Origin of the sequence: Blastopirellula marina DSM 3645 (assembly GCF_000153105.1) — a bacterium.
In the GTDB taxonomy this organism is placed as follows: domain Bacteria; phylum Planctomycetota; class Planctomycetia; order Pirellulales; family Pirellulaceae; genus Blastopirellula; species Blastopirellula marina.
This window is the reverse complement of record NZ_CH672377.1, coordinates 1213475-1232174: the sequence shown is the minus strand read 5'-3', so window position 1 is coordinate 1232174 and position 18700 is coordinate 1213475. Positions and strand designations below refer to the sequence as shown.

The window sequence follows — 18700 nt, the reverse complement described above, 5'->3', positions numbered from 1 at the left end:
ATGTAGGAATGGAGCGTCATGAATCGACGGATTATTGCGGCAATCGGTGCAACCGTTATCGGCGTGTCGGCGCTGACGACACTGACGCTCGACTCGTCGAAGCAACGTCCCGATGAAGCTCAAATGGCGCAGGCGCCAGAAGATTCAGCGACCATGCCGGCCCCTAATCAGGCGCCGCCTCCGGTGATCGAGCCGGCCGAAGTGGAAATTCCGCGCGAGAGGATGGTCGCGCCCGCCGAAGCGCCGGCAGAAGTGCGCACATCGCCGATGATGATGCGATCCACAGCCGAGACGGCTCCCCGCACAAGAATGATGGTTGCGCCCGAGGATCTAGCGGCTCGTCCGCCGGAGATGACGGCGCCCGACGAAGCGATCGCGCCCCAGTCGATGATGGCGGCCCCCATGATGATGCCAGAGAGCCTCCCGGATGACACGCCGGGCTATGAAGTGGTCGAAGTGCTCTACGGCACGGATCGTGATCTGTTGGGCTCCAGCGGCATCCTGGGGCACTTTTACCCGGCGATCGGGATTGCACTGGGCGGACTCGTACTCTTCGGCGTGATGTGGAAATATCAGTTGGCCCGCCTGGGCGGAGTGCTAGCGATTGTCGGCGTTTGCCTGGCGTTGTTTCTCGCTCGTGACGCCGGACTCGACTATCAGAAAGAACTACGTGCGCTATCCAGCGGCAGTCAAATGTTTAGCGGGGGCCGCGGCGATTTGCAGTTTGGCGCTTGTCATATCAGCATCCCGGAAGTGCATGAAGTTGGCCAGTTAGAAGGTCCGTCGCTGCTGAGGTTAGAATTGACCGAGCGTCCCGAGAAGCATGTGGTGCTGCTGGACGTGCTCTCCAAGGAAGAAGAAGCGTTTTTCGCTGATCTCCGCGAGAAAGTCGCCCAGTCGCCGCGTCACGAAGTCTTGATCTTTGTGCATGGATTCAACGTCTCGTTTGAAGACGCCGCGCGACGGACGGCGCAGATGTCGTACGACCTGAAATTCACCGGCGTTCCGATGTTTTACAGTTGGCCTTCGCAGGCCGATCTGTTTGGCTATACGACCGATCGTGATAACTCGCTCTGGACGGTCTCGCATCTGAAAGAGTTTCTGCTGAAGGTCGCCCGACAAAGCGACGCCGAGTCGATTAACCTGATCGCCCACAGCATGGGCAATCGTGCGATGGGGACGGCGCTGGAAGAGATCGCCGCGGAGATGAAAGACGAGACGAAGCTCTTCAATCAGGTGGTGCTAGCGGCTCCCGATGTGGATGCGGTCATCTTTCGCGACGAGATCGCGCCGCAGATTGTGCGGGCCTCGAAGCAAGTGACGTTGTACGCTTCGTCCAACGACTTGGCGTTGTTGGCCTCGAAAAATGTAAACGGCTATCCCCGCGCCGGCGATGTGCGCCCCGAGATCGTGATCGTGCAAGGAGTCGATACGATTGACGTTTCAGCGATCGACACTAGCTTGATCGGGCACGCCTATTACGGCGACAACGACTCGATCATTTGCGACATCTTTACGCTGTTGCATCAACCGACGCCGGCATCGCAGCGGCAATGGCTGCAATCGGCTTCGGGCCCCGGCGGCATCTACTGGGTATTCAATCCAGCAAATCGGGGAGTTGCGAACGCCGGCGGACCTGTTCCGCGGTAATGCTGCGATTTTTGATTGCGAGCGTTTCTATTCTTGCGTTGGCGCAACGTTTGCGGCTTGGGCCTTGCCTCGGCTTGCTCGAAGCGACGGTAAGAATAAGGAGTTTGCAATGCGTATCGGCGTCATTGGAATGGGGAATGTTGGACGGGCATTGGCTCCGCAGTGGGCCAAGCACGGTCATCAGGTGACGCTTTGCGTGCGAGATCCGGCCGATCCGCAGCGAATGGAAGAAGCGGCCGCTATGAACGTCAAGCTTGGGCCGGTCAGCGCGGCCGGGATGTGCGAGGTAATCGTGCTGGCGATTCCCTTTACGGCGGTCTCGGAGGTGCTCCGATCGGCGGGCGATTTAACGGGAAAGTTAATCCTCGACTGCACGAATCCGGTCAATCAGGACCTGTCAGACCTAACGATGGGATATGATCGCTCGGCGGGCGAAGAGATCGCCCAGCTGGCGCCGACGGCTCAGGTGGTCAAAATTTTGAATACCAACGGGGCGAAAAACATGACCGACCCCGACTACGGCGATCACCGGGTGACGATGTTTTACGCCGGCGACGATCCAGCCGCTAATCGTATCGCCGCCCAACTAGCGGCGGAGCTTGGTTTTGAGCCGATCGAGTTGGGACCACTCAAAATGTCACGATTGCTGGAGCCGCTGGCGATGACCTGGATCATTCTGGCTCGCCATCGTGGGTTGGGACGCGACTTTGGCATCGACGTGGTGCGTCGCCCACAGAAGTAAGGGGCGTCAGATGTTCTTACGAATTAGGTTCCAGTAACGTCATCCGCCCAAACGCGAAACGATTTCAGCTCATTGGTTCCGAACGTCGTGGTCAATGCGACATCGGCCGCATCTCGACCGCGGGCCATTAAAACGCGACCAATGCGCGGAATGTTGTTTCGCGCATCGAATGCGTACCACTGACCGCCGAGATAGACCTCGAACCAGGCGCTAAAGTCCATTGGCGCCGCATTGGGCGGAACGCCGATATCCCCCAGGTAGCCGGTGCAGTAGCGCGCCGGAATGTTGCAGTTACGACAAAAGGTGACGGCCAGATGCATATAGTCGCGGCAAACGCCGACTTGCTCGCGATACGCTTCCAGCGCCGTGCGATTGGCGCGGGCCTGTGAATAGTCGAAACGAATATGGTTGTGCACAAAGTCGCAAATTGCCTGCACGCGCGGCCAGCCGGGCGGCGTCGTGCCGAATAGCGACCAAGCGAGATCTTTCAACTCGCTATCGACTTCGCAGTAGCGACTGGCCAAAAGATACAGTAACACGTCGGACGGCAAGTCTTGGACCTGCGCCTGCATCGCTTGAGGAGCTTGCAGATCGGGCAAGCCGCAATCTTCGACCAACGCTTGATTGCGAAAGACGATCCGACCAGCTGGTGCGACCAGTCGACCGCAACGATTGCCGAAGAGATCGTAGTATTCAAAGATCGGCACACGGGGAGTCACGACCAGACGATCCGGCTGTTTCGTCGTCATCTCGCGCGACGGATGCAGATAGAGCATCGTCAACATCGGCGCGGGTTGCGGCGATTCAAAAGCGATCTCGTAGCCAACTTGAATCAGCATGGGTTGCCAGCGGTTATCGTTGTGGTGCGACCGACGCGCGATTTGTACGAACAAATCGACCAGTCGACGCACGGAGTATCGCCTTGCGGCGCATTGTAACGTTCATCGCTGGACTTTCGACGAAATTCTGGAGCGATTCCTCGATACGGTGGAGATGCTCGAAAAATCGGGTGCAAAAATCTTTTGCGGCTAAAGATCGAACGTCGCTGTTTGGTTATTTTTCTTTCACGATCCGTACATCGGCCGGCGCCGAGCCGACGAACCAGGAAACGCCGGGTTCGCCGCGGAAGTGGACGCTGCGGATCGGCGTTTTTTCGTCAGGGCTGTACAAGCTGACGCGAAAGCCGTCGATTGTCGTTTCGGCAGAGCCGGGAGCGCCCCAGACGTAACGACCGTTGTCGTACCAACCGCCGACGCCGTGATCGAGTAAGCGCCACTGGTTTCCCGAGCGGACTTCGATTTTCCACGCGGTTTGCGGCTGGGGCTGATTCGGATAAACGCCGGAGAGGGTGATCAGATTAATCGCGATCGGTGAACTCCACTCGGCCTGATAGAAAATCGGCGCCGTTGCGGACACGACGCCCAAGTCGGCGCCGCCGCCGACGCCGACTTCGTGCCACTGCGAGGGACGCAGGTAGGCGTTTTTCGCGGGCAGATAGACCAGATCGGTCGCAGCGCCGCGGGCTCCTTTGCCGATCTCGGTCGTGTTGCTGGATAGATCGGCGGTCGCGAGTTGGTTCACTAGAGTCGCAGGCAGATGCAACCGGTCGACGTCGATTCGCTCGGCGCCGGGGATATATTCGGCCTGCGGATCGCCAGGGGGACGAGTTAGCGAAAGATAGGCGAACAGGTCGATCAGTTCCTGTTCGCTCAGTTGTTTTTCGACGCCTTCCGGCATCAGCGACAACTTGCTAATGCGAATTGCGTCGACGTCCTCTCGCGGAATTGTTTCGAGTTTTCCTCCCTGTAACTTGAGAACGACGCGCTGCTCGTTGTCTTCGACCATCAATCCGGTCAGCGTTCGACCGTCCGCGGTCAGCACCATGCGACCTTGATAATCGGGACCGATCACCAAGCTGGGATCGAAGACGCTGGAGAGGAGTTGCTCGAACGAGCCGCGACCGTTGGTCGTGATGTCAGGTCCGACTTCCTGCCCCTTTCCATAGATCTTGTGACATTGGCCGCATAGTTTTTGAAACGCGACGGCGCCTGCATGCGGATCGCCATCACGTCCGTGGACCAAACGCCGCATGTCGGCGATGACCAGTTCCCGCTCGGGATTGCGTTGCGTACGGACTTGTCCCCACAATTGGACCGCGGCGGCGACCATGTCCCGGTCCGGGCTCTCTTGCAGTTTGCGAACTTGATTGATGTTCAGCGCGTCTTTCGAGATGTTTTCGGCGGCGACCGCGTTAAGCAGTTGCTTGCTCCAAGCGACGCGTTGCGTGAGCAGTTCAAGCACCTTGGGTTGAAGGTCCGGCGCTAGTTGCGGATAGGTGGAGAGCAACATCTCTGCGACCTGCGGCTGATCGAGTCGCCCCAAGGCGGCGATCGAATCGGCTTGCAGGAGCCGAGACGCCTTTTGACGGTCGACCAGCACCGCGCGAACGGCGGGAACAATCTGTTCGTCACCAAAAGCGACCAGCGCCGCCAATGCCGCCGAACGCTTCGCAGCGAGCGCCGCTGGGTCCTGATAGACCGAGCGTATCGCTAATTGAGCGTCGGCGTTCTTCCAGGTAACAGCTAGCAGGGCGGCGTCAAAGTAAGCGGGATTCTTCTCGCCGGCGGCCAGAGTCGGCTGGATGACCGGCTCAAGCAGCGAACGCATTTCGCGGAGGCGATCCCCCGAGATTTCGCCCGATTGCACGCGCGCGGCGAGCGTCGCTAACGAATTGCTGAGCGCCGACCGCAACGCAGGCGTCTCGGCGACCAATTTTACCAGCTTGACGATACTGTCGGTTTCGACATTGGGAGCAGCCAGAATGCGATCGATGATCCGTGGGAGCAGCGCGGCGACCTGCGGATCACTGGCGAACCTGGGATCCTCCAGAAGTGCAAAAAATTGCCCACTCTCGGTTTCGAGTCGTGGGTACAGGTTTTGCCAGACGATATGCGGGATCAGCTTGTCGTCGCCGGCGCTGACCAACACGGCGGCGAGCGTAGGAATGCTCGGCGCCTGCTCAATCTTGCCGGCGGCGATCGCTATTTGCAACAAAACGTCAGGACTGTTGTCCGCCGTCATCGCGACGATCTTGGCGGCGAGTTGCGGCGAAACGGTCCCCTGATTGCCGGCGATACGTACGCCCCATGCGCGAAAAGTGGGGTCTTGGTCGGATAGGAGCGACGAGACGAATTCTTCTGACGGCTCTTTGCCGCCGGCGATCGCCCACACGGCGTGCAAGCGAGTTTTGCGCGGCGCTGATTCGTCCTGGGCCAACTTGGCTAGTTGCGCCATCGTCGCCGGCTCACTACGTTCGCTTAAGAGACGTTGGGCTCGGTCGCGATAGAAGCGATTGCCGCTAGAGAGTCGCTCGATCAGTTGCGTGTCGGTTTCTTTCGCCAGATTGAAGGGGGCGGCGCGGGGAGTTTCCTCGTACCGAATTCGATAGAGCCGACCCTTCAAGCGATCGACTTGGGCCGGATGGGCCATTGCGTCTTGATAGCAATGGAAGCGATCGTACCAGTCGAGAACATAGAGACAACCGTCGGGGCCGATCTTTTGATCGACCGGCATGTGCCAAACGTCGTTGGAAGTGACAAAGTCGGGATGAGGCTTGCCGAAATAGGTCGAGCCGTCGCGGGTTACTTCGTCGACGTTGATGCAATTGCCGTGGATGTTTCCCATGTACAAGCGATCGCGGTATTCGGCCGGATAGGCGTCGCTGTCAAAATATTCGATCCCGCAGTAGGCGGCCATCTGGTGTTTGTGCTGGACGATCGATCCAATTTTCCAGGTATGGGGAGGGTAAGGGCCGCCTTGGCGATGGTAGTAACCGGTTTCGGTCAGATGCCAAAGATGATCGATCACGCAGGCGCTGATAAAGGCGCTTCCCTCGGGATCGAACGCGATTCCCCAGGGATTGCTGGTTCCTTCGCAGAAGAGCGAAAATTCTTCGGTCCGGGGATCGATGCGAAACATCGCGCAAGTAAAGTCGAACGTTTTTCCGTGCTGGGTAATGTGCGACGGATTGAAGACGCCGTTCAGGCCGTAGAGAGCGCCATCGGGGCCCCAGGTCAGGGAGTTGGGAAGTTCATGCGTGTCGGCTCGTCCAAAGCCGGTGACGACCACATGCTTTTTGTCGGCTTTCAAATCGCCGTCCGTATCTTCGTAGAAGAGCAGATCGGGCGCGTTGGCGACCCAAACTCCGCCAAAGCCGACCGCAATGCCGGAGGGGATATTCAAACCGTCGGCGAAGATTGTCGTTTTGTCGACGCGGCCATCGTGATCGGTATCTTCCAGCACTTTGATGCGATCGCGACCTGGCCCCGGTGCGTGCCGTGGATATTCGAGCGACTCGGTGACCCAAATCCGCCCCTGATCGTCAAACGCCATCGCGACCGGATTAATCAGGTCAGGCTCGGCGGCGACCACTTCGACCGTGAAACCTGGGGGAACCGTCATCTTGGCGGCGGCGTCTGCCGGCGAGAGCGCCGGACCGGGAATCGTCGCTTGCCGGCGGGGAATAAACGGTTCGTCCGCCAACAGAATCGAAGGGGCGAGTGCGGCTAGGATAACAAGCAACAGAAGTCGTAAAGAAGGGAGCATGACGACCCATCAGGAGGAGTGAGCGGGACTTGCCAGGGCTTTGTTCGATTGTTTAGGGGGCTGGATCGAGATGCAACCGTGAAAAAATCACACTCCCCAAAGGTTTTTCACAGAACGCGCCCCGTTCAGCCAAGCTTGCCATCTTCTTACCTGCCGCTTAGACTCACATCGCCTTTGATTTTCGACCCAATCGGAATATTCCCGCCTATTTTGGCGCAAACCCCCCTGCCTGCTGGGAGATCTCGCATGAAATCCGTACACATGGTTGCATTCGCCGCGGTGGCGATCCTTGGTTCATCGGCAATCGCGGCGAAACCGGACGACGCCAACTGGTTGCAGTGGCGCGGTCCTCAGCGTGAAGGCAAGTCGACTTCGACTGGACTGCTGAAAGACTGGGACGCGCAGCCGCCGAAATTACTCGGCATGGTCGAAGGACTCGGCGGGGGCTACGCCAGCGTTTCGATCGTGGATGGAATGTTGTACACCACCGGCAACTTTGACGACGCCCAAGGCGTGGTCGCCGTGGATCTGGCGACCAATCAAGTTGCCTGGAAGACTCCGGTCACCGCAGAGATTCCGAAACATGGCTACGGCGGGTCGCGCTCGACGCCGACGATTGACGGCGATGATTTGTACGTCGTACTCTCTGACGGTACGGTCGCTTGCCTGGATCGCATGAGCGGCAAAGTTGTCTGGACGCGAAGCTTTGAGAAGGAGTACGGAGCCAAACGACCCAACTGGGGATTCGCCGAATCGCCGTTGGTGGACGGCAACTTGCTGATCTGCACGCCTGGCTCAGATCAAGCGTTGCTGCTCGCGCTCAACAAAAAGACTGGCAAAGAAGTCTGGGCGACCAAGGACGCCAAGCTCGGGGACAAAGGGAAAGGGGAAGCCGGCTACTCTTCGATCGTGATCGGCAACGGCGCCGGTGTAAAACAATACGTGCAGATGACCGGCAGAGGTTTGGTCGCCGTGCGAGCTAAAGATGGCAAGTTTCTCTACAACTACAATCCGGTCGCCAACGACGTCGCGGTCATCCCGACCCCGATCGTCGACGGCGACTATGTCTTCGTTTCGTCTGGCTATCAAACGGGCGCAGGCTTGGTGAAATTGTCGAAAACTCGTGACGGCGTCAGCGCAGAGGAGGTCTACTTCCTCGAGCCGAAAACTTTCCAAAACCATCACGGCGGCATGGTCAAGCTGGGCGATTACATCTACGCCGGAACGAAGCACAACGAAGGCTTTCCGATCTGCATTGAGATGAAGACCGGCGAAGTGCAATGGGGCGGCGACAAGCGTGGAGAAGGAAAAGGCTCGGCGGCCGTGCTATATGCCGACGGCAATTTCATCTTCCGCTATCAGTCCGGCGAGATAGTCTTGGTCGAAGCGACTCCGAAGGAGTACGTCCTGAAGGGGAAGTTCATGCCGGAGTACCAGGAACGGGAAAGCTGGTCCCACCCAGTCGTGGTGGACGGCAAGCTTTATCTGCGAGAACAAGACAAGTTGATGATCTATGATTTGACTCAGAATTGATGTCAATTTGACACGTTTTAAAGATCATCCACGCATAAGGCCCGGTTTATCCGGGCCTTTTTTCGTTACTTATGGCGAAAAATCGGTAAATCTTGCCCAGTTGCCGTTTTTGTTGAAACAATTGTTTCATACGCTTGTTTTACTTAGTAAGGATATCACCAGCGGAGCGAATCAGTGGGAAACGACGACCCAGCCAGCAAGATCATCGCCGCGGCGCTCGAAGAGTTCTCTGAAAAGGGATTTCGTGCGGCGACGATTCGCGATATTTGCGCGAAAGCCGGCGTGAACCTGGCGGCCGTGAATTACTACTTTGGCGACAAGAAGAAGCTTTATTCAGCCGTGTTCAAGCAAGCGCACATCAGCGCCCACGATGCGTACCCCATGCCGCAATGGGAAGCGGACGAAAGCCCGGAGTCACGCCTGCGCGACTTCATTCGGGTGTCCTTATTGCGAATGCGATCCAAGACCGACACTAGCGCGTGTCATCGATTGATGATGCGAGAGTTTGCTCAGCCGACCGGAGTGGTGGAGGAGTTGGTGGAAGAGTTTTTTCGCCCCCATCACAAACTGCTTGTTTCGATCCTGCAAGAGATCGTGGGTCCCCACGTGCAGGAGTTTCGCCTGCATCAACTTGCGTTCAGCTTGATTGGCCAATGTTTGTTTTATCGGTTCAACCAACCGGTGCTGCACATGTTGGTGCCGCAGGAAATGCTGGATGAACATTTTGGCACAGAAGATTTGGCGGAATATATCTACCGATTTGTCCTCGCCGCGCTACAACACGGCGGATGGGACTTGCCGCTTGAGAGTCAAGCGTTGGCGCCTGATTCGGCGGAAAAAAGCGTAAAGGGAAACCACTAAGATGAGTGAAAAGTCAGCTTCATCACTAAACATGGCTGCGCGCATCATCACTCCGCTGGCGATCATTTGCGCCGCAGCGGCGATCATTTTCGTGATCTTTCAGATGCGTAAGCCTCCGGAAAAACAGGAAGTCGAACGACCCGTTTTGATGGTTTCGACGGCTCCCATTGTGCGGAATGAAGAGGGACTGATCTTTCATGTCGACGGCGTCGTCGTCCCCTATCGCGAGATCAATCTCTCCTCGGAAGTCGCCGGTCGCATCACCTATCGAGACGACTCGTTGCGTTCAGGCGCCTACGTCACCAAGGGACAGCCGCTGTTGGAAATCGATCCGCGCAAGTACGCACTGGAAGTCGAACGCCTGTCGAAAGAAGTCGAACAGGCCGAAGTCGCGATTCGCGAAACTGATGTTGATGTCGAGAACACGCAGGAGTTGATCCTCCTATCGAAGCAGAATCTAGAGCTGCAAAAGAAGCAGTTGGCCCGGATGGAATCGCTGTTGGCCCGCAACGCGACGACTCCTTCCGCGGTCGATAGCGAACAGCAAACGATGATCACCGCCCAGAACCAGTTGTTGCAGTTAGAAAATCAGGTTCGCAGTTTTGCGACGCGTAAGCAGGGTCTGCAACGAGCCAAAGAGTTGGCTGAGGCGCGGCTGGAGCAAGCGAAGCTTGATTTTGAGAATACCAAGGTCGTTTCGCCGGTTAACGGCGTCATCATTACCGACGATGTCGAGCAGGACTCTTACGTTCAGGTCGGCACGGCGCTCTACACGATCGAAGATACCAGCGCCGCCGAAGTCCGCTGTAGTTTGCGCATGGACGAACTCGCCTGGCTTTGGCGCAAGCAACTCGGCAAGACCATTGATCCGCTGGCCGCTCGCGGTTCGAAAGATTATCTGTTGCCCCAGGTTCCGGTGGCGGTTTCGTATGAACTAGCAGGCCGAACCTATCAATGGGATGGGGTTCTCTCGCGATTTGATGGGTTGGGGCTCGACGAACGAACGCGAACAGCCCCCGTATTGATCCGTGTTCCCAATCCCGATCAGGCCAAGCTGAATGGCGAAATGGTCAAATCCCGCGGTCCTTCGGCATTGTTGCGCGGCATGTTTGTCGATGTGAAAGTTCAAGTTCAGCCCGAAATGCCGATCTGGCGCGTGCCGGAATCGGCGTTGTCGCTCTATTCGGCTCAGGCAATTCAAGAAACGATGACCGCAGGCCAAGCGGCCAAGACGCGCACGCATTCGGATGAGTCGCGTCCCCGGTTTGTGTTGTGGTTAGTGCGTGACGGCAAGTTAGAGATTGAGCACGTCGAAGTACTGGTGATTCAAGATGATTACGCATTGATCAACGGCGAGAACGTCGATCTTCGCGCGGATGACCAGATCGTGATTTCTCCGATGGGCTATCCCCGTGTCGGTCTCCCCGTGAAAGTGGAAGGCTAAGTTATGCGAGATTTAGTTCGCTGGGCGATTCGCAATACGCCTGCGATGAATACGATTATGATCAGCGTGATCGGGGTCGGCGTGCTCAGTTTTTTTATGCTGCGCCGCGAGACTTTTCCAGAGTTTGAACTGGAAATCGTCCTGGTGACCGTTCCTTATCCCGGCGCGAGCCCGGAAGAGGTCGAGAGCGGCATCTGCGAGAAGATCGAAGAAGCGGTCAAAGACACGGTCGGCATCAAAAAAATGACCTCAGTCGCCAACAACGACTATGGCGCCGTCATCTTGGAACTGAACGCCGACGTCGACGCGCAGCGCGTCTTGAACGAAGTTCGCGGCGATGTCGAGCGTATCCCCAGCTTTCCACTACTGGCTGAAGATCCCGAGGTGCAGCAGATCACGCTGCGCGAGTCGGCGATCACCGTCGGCGTGCTCGCCCCTGACGTCGAGCATCCCAGCGCCGAGATGGAATGGCGCTTGCGCGATCTGGCCGAAGAGATCCGCGTTGAACTTTTGGCGCTGCCTAACGTTTCACAAGCCGAAGTTTCCGGCGCCAAAGACTATCAGATCGATATCGAGATCGAAGAAGATACGCTCCGCCGCTTTGGGTTGACCCTCAAGCAAGTGTCGGAAATCGTTCGAGACGAAAATCTGGAAATGCCCGGCGGATTGATCCGCACCGCTTCGCAAGAAGTGCTGGTGCGCGGCAATAACAAACGCGATATCGGTCGCGAGATCGCCAAGCTGCCGTTGATCAAGACGCAAGACGGGGTTGTGTTAACCGTTGGCGACCTCGCGGTGGTCCGCGACGACTTCGACGATGTTACGTCGTTCCAACGCGTTGATGGTCGCCCGGCGATCGCGATCTCGGTCAATCGGACCTCGAAAGAAGACTTGATCGTCATCACCGATGAAGTGAAGAACTTCGTCAAGGAGCATGGCGATTTGATTCCCGAAGGTTACAGCATGGTGACCTGGGGAGATCAATCGGAAGAAGTTCGTGATCGTCTCAACACGCTAACGACCAATGGTTGGCAAGGGCTCGTCCTGGTGCTGATCATTTTGGCCTTGTTCATGAATACGCGGCTCGCGTTTTGGGTGTCGATGGGGATTCCGATTTCGATGCTCGGCGCTTGCGCGATCCTGCTCTATTGTGGGCAGACGCTCAACATGCTGACGATGTTCTCGTTTCTCATGGCGCTGGGCATTGTGGTCGATGACGCGATCGTGATCGGCGAAAACATCTACGCGCATCGCGAGATGGGCAAGAGCTTTCATCGAGCGGCCGTGGACGGCACCGCCGAAGTGTTGCCATCGGTCGTCATGTCGATCGCAACCACGATATTGGCGTTCGTGCCGATGTTCTTTGTCGCCGGCGTGATGGGCAAGTTTATGGCGGTCATGCCGCTGGCGATGATCGCGATTCTCGTGATCTCATTATTAGAAGCGGCCTTTATTTTGCCGTGTCACTTGGCTCACGGCGATGACTCCGACGATTTAATCAACAACGCGATCGACTTCTTCGCCTACCCGTTCCGACCCATTGGGGCGGCGTTCAACCGGGTGGGGGATTGGACATCGGCGCGGCTCGATTGGGTCATCGAAAACGCTTACCAGCCCGGATTGAAGTATTCGCTCGGCAATCCGTTCACCATCTTTACGCTGGCGGTCTGCATCATGGCGATTTCAATCGCGGTCGTGTGGGCCGGTTTTGTGCCGCTCAATCTGTTTCCGTCGATGGATAGTAAAACGATCGTCGCGAACGTCGGTTTTCCGGACGGAACGCCGGCGGTCTTGGCGGACGAAGCGACGCAAAAAATCGAAGCGGCGATTCGCGCCGTGAATGCAAAGCACGAAGAGAATGGAGAGACCGTCGTAGAGCTGATTCGGCGAAACGTCGGCTTCGCCCAGATGCGACAAGGACCTGGCCAAACGAGCGATCAGTTCGGCAGTCATTTGGGCGCCGTCGTGGTACGACTTACATCTCCAGGGCTGCGAACCGTTAGCAGCTCGCAACTGATCGAAGAATGGCGCGATGCGACCGGACCGATTGTCGGCTCCGACGTGCTGGTGTTCGACTCCCAAGATATTGGCCCCGGCGGAAAGCAGATTGAATTCAAGCTGTTGACCAACCCCAAAAACATGGCGCGCTTAGAAGCGGCGGTCGAAGACGCCAAGGACGAGTTGGCCAAGTCGGCCGGCGTATACGACATCGAAGATGACTCTTCGCCAGGCAAGATGGAGCTGCGCCTGCGATTGAAAGAGAACGCTCAAGCGATGAACGTCACCGAACGCGACCTGGCCGAAACCATTCGCGCCACCTACTACGGCGACGAAGTAATGCGTCTGCAGCGCGGACGACACGAAGTCAAATTGATGGTCCGCTATCCGCGGGAGGATCGCCGCTCATTGGCCGAGTTCGATCAAATCCGTGTGCGGACCGGCGACGGATCAGAGCGACCGATTACGGAATTGGCCCATGTCGAGATTGTTCGACCGCTGAGCGAGATCAATCGTCTCGACCAGAAGCGTTCGATCACCGTGTCGGCGAACGTCAATCAACGCGTCGCCAACTCGAACGCGATTATCGAGAATCTGAAGACCGAGTACGTGCCGAAAATGATGGAGAAATTCCCTGGCGTCACCATCCGTTGGGAAGGGCAGAAAGAGCAGCAAAGCGAATCGCTCGGCAGTTTGTTCATCGGCACCGGCGTCGCGTTGGCGGCGATGTTCGTGCTGCTGACGATCGAATTCAATTCCTACTTTCAGCCGCTGATTGTGATGATCGCGATTCCGTTCGGCCTGATCGGGGCCGTGGTGGGTCACTTGTTGCTAGGGCTTGAGTTGACGCTTTTCAGCTTCTTTGGCCTGGTTGCGTTATGCGGCGTGGTGGTGAACGACTCCATCGTGTTGGTCGACTTCATTAACCATCGTTTGAAAGACGGCCTACCGATTTACGAGGCGCTGTTAGATACCGGCCGACGTCGTTTTCGCCCGGTGCTGTTGACCTCGATTACCACGATCGCGGGCCTGACCCCGCTCTTGTTCGAGACCTCGCTTCAAGCCCAAGTTTTGATCCCGATGGCGGTCAGCTTATGCTTCGGCCTGATGGCGTCGACCTTCCTGGTCTTGTACCTGGTGCCGGTCCTCTATTTGATCTACGCGATCTTGGGAGGTCAGGTGTCGAAACATGATGAGATCGAAACAACGGAAGAGCGGCGGGAGATTGAGAAGCAAGAGCTGGTGACGTCCGAGGTGAGCTGAGCTTGAGCCGTCAGAATCACTGGGAATCGAAGAACAGCGATCTCACACGAGGTCGCTTTTTTTTTCGGACCAACCTGCCGCGGAACGGGTCCAATCTGCAATCGAATCGGAACTGTCCTGCTATTCCGCCTAGAACGGTAAGGGCGTTTTCGGGACAAGTTTGTCAGATCAACGTCAACGCATCCATCTTACGGGCGCATGCAAAGCAATTCTGGACTTCCCGTTATGGGAAAGCGATGATGGGAGACGTCGGCAACGAATTCGCCATTACAATATCGTCGGATGGGATCAAATCATTGTGCAACCGGTTTGTCTGGCGCGTCGCACAAAATCAAACAACTACCTGACCGACAAGATCGAAACGATCGAGGGGCAAATGGGTTCACAATGCGACGTCGCCTTTCCGGTGCTGGACGACGAACAGATGTCGGCCGTATTAGAACATGGCAAGTTGGTTCGCTTCGCCGCCGATGAAGTCATGTTTCAGCAGGGAGTAAAAGACTATCCCTTCTTTGTCATCAAATCGGGCGAAGTGCGAATCGTAGAAAATCATCACGGCGTCGAGCAACAGGTGACGGTTCATGGGTGCGGCGAGTTTACCGGCGATGTCGATATGCTCACCGGCCGCGCGGCGGTGATCGGCGCGATCGCCAAAGGCCCGGTAGAAGCGTACCAATTGTGCGGCGTTCGCCTGCGCAAGCTGCTGAATGACTGCCCTGCTTTCAGCGACAAGCTGTTAGAGGCGTTCCAGGTCCGCCGCAAGCTGTTAGAAAGCTCTGGATTTGTCGGCGTCAGCATCATCGGCGACGTCAGCTGCCTGCGCACGGCGCGACTACGCGAGTTCTTCTACAAGAATCACGTGCCCCACTCGTTTTTCGAGGCGCATGGTGAAGCGGGGCGGAAACTGCTTCAAGAGCTAGATGCGGTGAACGCCGAACTTCCGGTCATCCATTGCAACCGACACACGGTTCACAACCCCTCGCTGCCGGAACTGGCCGAGTGCATCGGGATCTCTCGGCGAGTTCACGGCGAGTCGTTCGATCTGGTCATCGTCGGTTCTGGACCGGCCGGACTCGCCGCCGCGGTTTATGCGGCGTCGGAAGGGATTCGGACGCTGGTAATCGATAGCATGGGGCCCGGCGGGCAAGCCGGCAGTAGCTCGAAGATCGAGAATTTTCTCGGTTTCCCCTCTGGCATCAGCGGCAGTGATTTGGCGAACCGAGGTTATTTGCAGGCCCTCAAGTTTGGCGCCCAGTTCATCGCGCCGATTACGGTTCAGTCGATCGAGACGCTCGAGTCAGGCGAGCACCAATTGACGCTCTGCACCGCCCAAATGGTCAAAGCTCGCTGCGTCTTAGTCGCTTCCGGCGTCACTTATCGACAACTGGGCGTTTCCAACACGCGACATTTTGAGGGCGCCGGACTTTACTACGCGGCGACCTCTGTTGAGTCGCGCATTTGCGAAAACTCGACCGCCGTCGTCGTCGGCGGCGGCAATTCGGCCGGTCAGGCCGCAATGTTTCTGGCGCAAACGGCCCAAGCGGTGAAAATCGTTATTCGCGGCGACGATCTGGGAAAAAGCATGTCGGCCTATCTGTGCGGACGAGTCCTGAATCACCCCAAAATCGAGGTCCTGACCGAAAGCGAGATCGTCGCGATTCAGGGGGCGCGCTGCGTCGAATCGATTGATCTAATTCATCGCCCATCCGAGCGAGTCACCACCCTGGCGTGCGCCGCGCTGTTTTGCTTCATTGGAGCGCAGCCGCATACGAAGTGGCTGCCAGAGAGCGTGCTGCTAAATGACGCCGGATACGTCCTGACGGGCGCCGCAATTCCGCCGGACAAGCTAACGGCCCAATGGACGGCCGATCGTCCCCCCTGCGATCTGGAAACCAGCGTCCCCGGCATCTTAGCCGCCGGAGATGTCCGAGCCGGATCCACCAAACGCTGCGGTTTCGCCGTGGGAGACGGCTCGATGGCGATCACCTGCGTCCACCGGGTGTTGTCGACGTTTGGGCAAAGAGTCACAACCGTGTGAGAAAAGCGTTCCGTTGATTTCCGTCCGAATCGCCGTCGCCGCTGAACGGCAGCATGTTGTCGCGATCCGAGAAAACGCTTTCCGCTCGGTTCGACAGGTCTACACGCTGCTAGAGACGAGTAGTGCGACAACCGACGAGCAAGTCGATGCGGTCGCTTCGATCGAGGGGGGGGATGTCGGCGTCATCAGTTTCAATACAGATGGAGCGCTGCTGCGCATAACCGGGCTGGGCGTACTTCCGAAATTCCGTCGCCGCGGCGTGGCGTCAAGGCTGCTGAGGTTCGCGGAGCGAGTAGCGGAGGAACGGGAATGTAGAACGCTTGCGCTATTCACCATTCGTGAAACGGGCAACATCGAAGTATTTCGAAGATTGGGTTTTGTTGTTGTAGGCGAACAACGCGCTGATTGGTGCAAAAGTGATCGGTTCGACGCGTTGTGCGAAGTTGAAATGAGACGTCCCGTCGGCTAACGCCATGCCTGCTCGGCGCACAAAAAAAGGCGACCAAAAATGGTCGCCTTCTAAAAAGTGCCGAAGAGAGGACTTGAACCTCCACGGGATTTACTCCCACTAGGACCTGAACCTAGCGCGTCTGCCAATTCCGCCACTTCGGCATTTTGCCGGTCTTAGAGACCGAAATGCACTCTACTTGGCTCCGGAGAGCCGCTGGCAAGGTGTGAATTATAATCGACGGTTCCCGAGTGGAAAGGGCCCTTGGGGAAAAGGACCCCTTAGGGGAGATTCTGGTTCGCGTCGGGCTTAATCCACTTGCTCGGACTAGGCCGATTTTGCGGGCGAACCGAGCAATGCCGAGCGCCCACCTCTTAATAGGTCGGCACGGTGGAGTCGATTTCCGCACTCCACTGGGTGATTCCGCCGGTCATATTTTGCGATTGCATGAACCCGTTTTGCCGCAGCCAGTGGGTGACTCGCAGACTTCGGCCCCCTAAATGACAATGAACCACGATCGGCGCGTCGCGAAACGGCTCGATTTCGGCGATCCGTTGCGGCAGCTCGTTCATCGGAATCAGCACGGCCCCGGCGATATTGGCGAACTGGTGTTCGTCGGGTTGACGGCAATCGAGCAGCAGAAACTTGTCGCCGGAGTCGAGCAGTTGTTTCACTTCGCTTACAGTGATTTCCATCGGCGCGTCAGTCATCGGGCGAAAAGCTCCACAAAATTGGGTCAGAACAGTTATCCGATCGTAGCCGGATCAGCCAACGTCCGTCCAGCCCCGCCGCTGACTTGATAAAATCGTGACACTATGAATGCAGAATCAAACGGCGCCGAACGCGATTTTTCGTTAGAAGTGGTCCGCACGCTCAAAACGCATGGCCATCAAGCGCTATGGGCCGGCGGATGCGTGCGCGACATGCTGCTGGGCCGCGATCCGCAAGACTTTGATGTCGCAACCGATGCGCCGCCAGAGCGCGTGCGGCAGATCTTTGGCGAAAAGCGGACCCTGGCGATCGGCGCCTCGTTTGGCGTGATTACTGTCCAAGGTGGGAAAAAACGAGGCCAGATTGAAGTCGCCACGTTTCGTCAGGATGTCGGCTATAGCGATGGTCGTCGGCCTGACGAAGTTCGCTTCACTTCGGCCGAAGAAGACGCGAAGCGGCGTGACTTTACGATCAACGGCATTTTCTACGATCCAGATGCGTCTGCGATCTACGATTTTGTGGGTGGGCAGATCGATCTGCGTGATCGCCTAGTCCGCGCGATCGGCGATCCCAATCAGCGCTTCGCCGAAGACAAGTTGCGTATGTTGCGGGCCATTCGCTTTTCTTCGACATTTCAGTTTGATCTCGAAATGAACACGATGCGGGCGATCCAACGACATTCGCGAAATATCGCCGTCGTCAGCGCCGAGCGGGTCGCCGTCGAGATGCGTAAGATGCTCTGCTCGCCGCGCCGGGTTGAAGCGGTCGTGTTGCTGCGAGATTCCTGGCTCTTTCCAACCGTATTGCCAGAAGTTATCACCGTCATTGATCATGCGCCGCGGTGGACCGAGACGCTGCGGACTCTGCAGTTCTTGTCGGGCAACGACTTTGCGACCGCATTGGCGGCGCTGCTGCGATTTTCGACGGCTCGCGAATTGGCCAGCGGCGATCCGCGGAAGCCGATCCCGCTGTTGGTCGAAGTCTGTCGGCGATGGAAATTGACCAACGACGAAACCAGAGATGTCCAATGGCTCTTGCGCCAGGTGCACGTGCTGCAGACCGCGAAAGATCAGTCTTGGCCGCGGCTGCAACGCGTGCTGGTCGATCCGCGGATCGAGAAGCTGGCGGATCTCGCGTCGGCCATTGCGAAGGCGCGGATGGAATCGCTGGAGCACCTCGATTTTGTGCGCGAGCGACTTGGTTGGGCGGTCGAACGGCTGAATCCGTCGCCGGTAGCGACCGGAGACGATTTGATCCGCGCCGGGCTGAAACCGGGGCGACATTTCCAAGGACTGCTCGAATCGATCCGCGATGCGCAGCTGTTGGGTGAGATCGCAACGCTGGACGAAGCGCTGGAACTGGCCAGAAATTGGCGGCCTGCGTAGGTGGCCAATAGCGGCGAAGCGG

Annotated in this window: 12 protein-coding genes and 1 tRNA gene; 9 read left to right on the top strand and 4 right to left on the bottom strand. The window is 57.4% G+C overall.

What is annotated here, in order from left to right; translation table 11 throughout:
• Nucleotides 1-18 precede the first annotated feature (18 nt).
• Nucleotides 19-1650: an alpha/beta hydrolase gene (locus DSM3645_RS28915; protein WP_002655233.1), complete on the top strand. Its 1632-nt coding sequence runs from the start codon at nt 19-21 to the stop codon at nt 1648-1650.
• Between the two features lie 109 nt (nt 1651-1759).
• A complete protein-coding gene (locus DSM3645_RS24065) occupies nt 1760-2392 on the top strand; it encodes an NADPH-dependent F420 reductase (RefSeq protein ID WP_040352977.1) in 633 nt (210 codons plus the stop codon).
• Nucleotides 2393-2415: 23 nt separating this feature from the next.
• On the opposite strand, the gene DSM3645_RS24060 is transcribed toward DSM3645_RS24065, so the two are convergent.
• The gene (locus tag DSM3645_RS24060; protein WP_002655231.1) at nt 2416-3231 is read right to left on the bottom strand and encodes a transglutaminase-like domain-containing protein; all 816 of its coding nucleotides are present in this window, start codon (nt 3229-3231) and stop codon (nt 2416-2418) included.
• 214 nt (nt 3232-3445) lie between these two features.
• The gene (locus DSM3645_RS24050) at nt 3446-6997 is read right to left on the bottom strand and encodes a PVC-type heme-binding CxxCH protein (protein ID WP_040352976.1); all 3552 of its coding nucleotides are present in this window, start codon (nt 6995-6997) and stop codon (nt 3446-3448) included.
• Between the two features lie 246 nt (nt 6998-7243).
• Here DSM3645_RS24050 and DSM3645_RS24045 point away from each other — a divergent pair, with 246 nt between their 5' ends.
• From DSM3645_RS24045 to DSM3645_RS31865, 6 genes are all read left to right on the top strand, one after another.
• Entirely contained in the window at nt 7244-8530 is a 1287-nt protein-coding gene (locus DSM3645_RS24045; protein WP_237564925.1) for a PQQ-binding-like beta-propeller repeat protein, read from the top strand.
• 174 nt (nt 8531-8704) lie between these two features.
• On the top strand, nt 8705-9391 hold the full coding sequence (locus tag DSM3645_RS24040) for a CerR family C-terminal domain-containing protein (protein WP_002655227.1): 687 nt from the start codon (nt 8705-8707) through the stop codon (nt 9389-9391).
• 1 nt (nt 9392) lies between these two features.
• The gene (locus tag DSM3645_RS24035) at nt 9393-10835 is read left to right on the top strand and encodes an efflux RND transporter periplasmic adaptor subunit (protein WP_040352975.1); all 1443 of its coding nucleotides are present in this window, start codon (nt 9393-9395) and stop codon (nt 10833-10835) included.
• A gap of 3 nt (nt 10836-10838) precedes the next feature.
• The gene (locus tag DSM3645_RS24030) at nt 10839-14096 is read left to right on the top strand and encodes an efflux RND transporter permease subunit (protein ID WP_002655225.1); all 3258 of its coding nucleotides are present in this window, start codon (nt 10839-10841) and stop codon (nt 14094-14096) included.
• A gap of 298 nt (nt 14097-14394) precedes the next feature.
• The gene (locus DSM3645_RS24025; protein ID WP_237564924.1) at nt 14395-16134 is read left to right on the top strand and encodes an FAD-dependent oxidoreductase; all 1740 of its coding nucleotides are present in this window, start codon (nt 14395-14397) and stop codon (nt 16132-16134) included.
• On the top strand, nt 16019-16603 hold the full coding sequence (locus DSM3645_RS31865) for a GNAT family N-acetyltransferase (protein WP_081444995.1): 585 nt from the start codon (nt 16019-16021) through the stop codon (nt 16601-16603). The genes DSM3645_RS24025 and DSM3645_RS31865 overlap by 116 nt, the downstream gene beginning before the upstream one ends.
• Before the next feature lie 58 nt (nt 16604-16661).
• On the opposite strand, the gene DSM3645_RS24015 is transcribed toward DSM3645_RS31865, so the two are convergent.
• Both DSM3645_RS24015 and DSM3645_RS24010 read right to left on the bottom strand, forming a co-directional pair.
• Nucleotides 16662-16746: transfer RNA gene (locus tag DSM3645_RS24015), tRNA-Leu, on the bottom strand.
• 210 nt (nt 16747-16956) lie between these two features.
• Complete coding sequence (locus tag DSM3645_RS24010) at nt 16957-17292, bottom strand: rhodanese-like domain-containing protein (RefSeq protein ID WP_002655222.1); 336 nt, start codon at nt 17290-17292, stop codon at nt 16957-16959.
• Between the two features lie 105 nt (nt 17293-17397).
• Here DSM3645_RS24010 and DSM3645_RS24005 point away from each other — a divergent pair, with 105 nt between their 5' ends.
• Complete coding sequence (locus tag DSM3645_RS24005; RefSeq protein WP_002655221.1) at nt 17398-18678, top strand: CCA tRNA nucleotidyltransferase; 1281 nt, start codon at nt 17398-17400, stop codon at nt 18676-18678.
• Nucleotides 18679-18700: the final 22 nt, after the last annotated feature.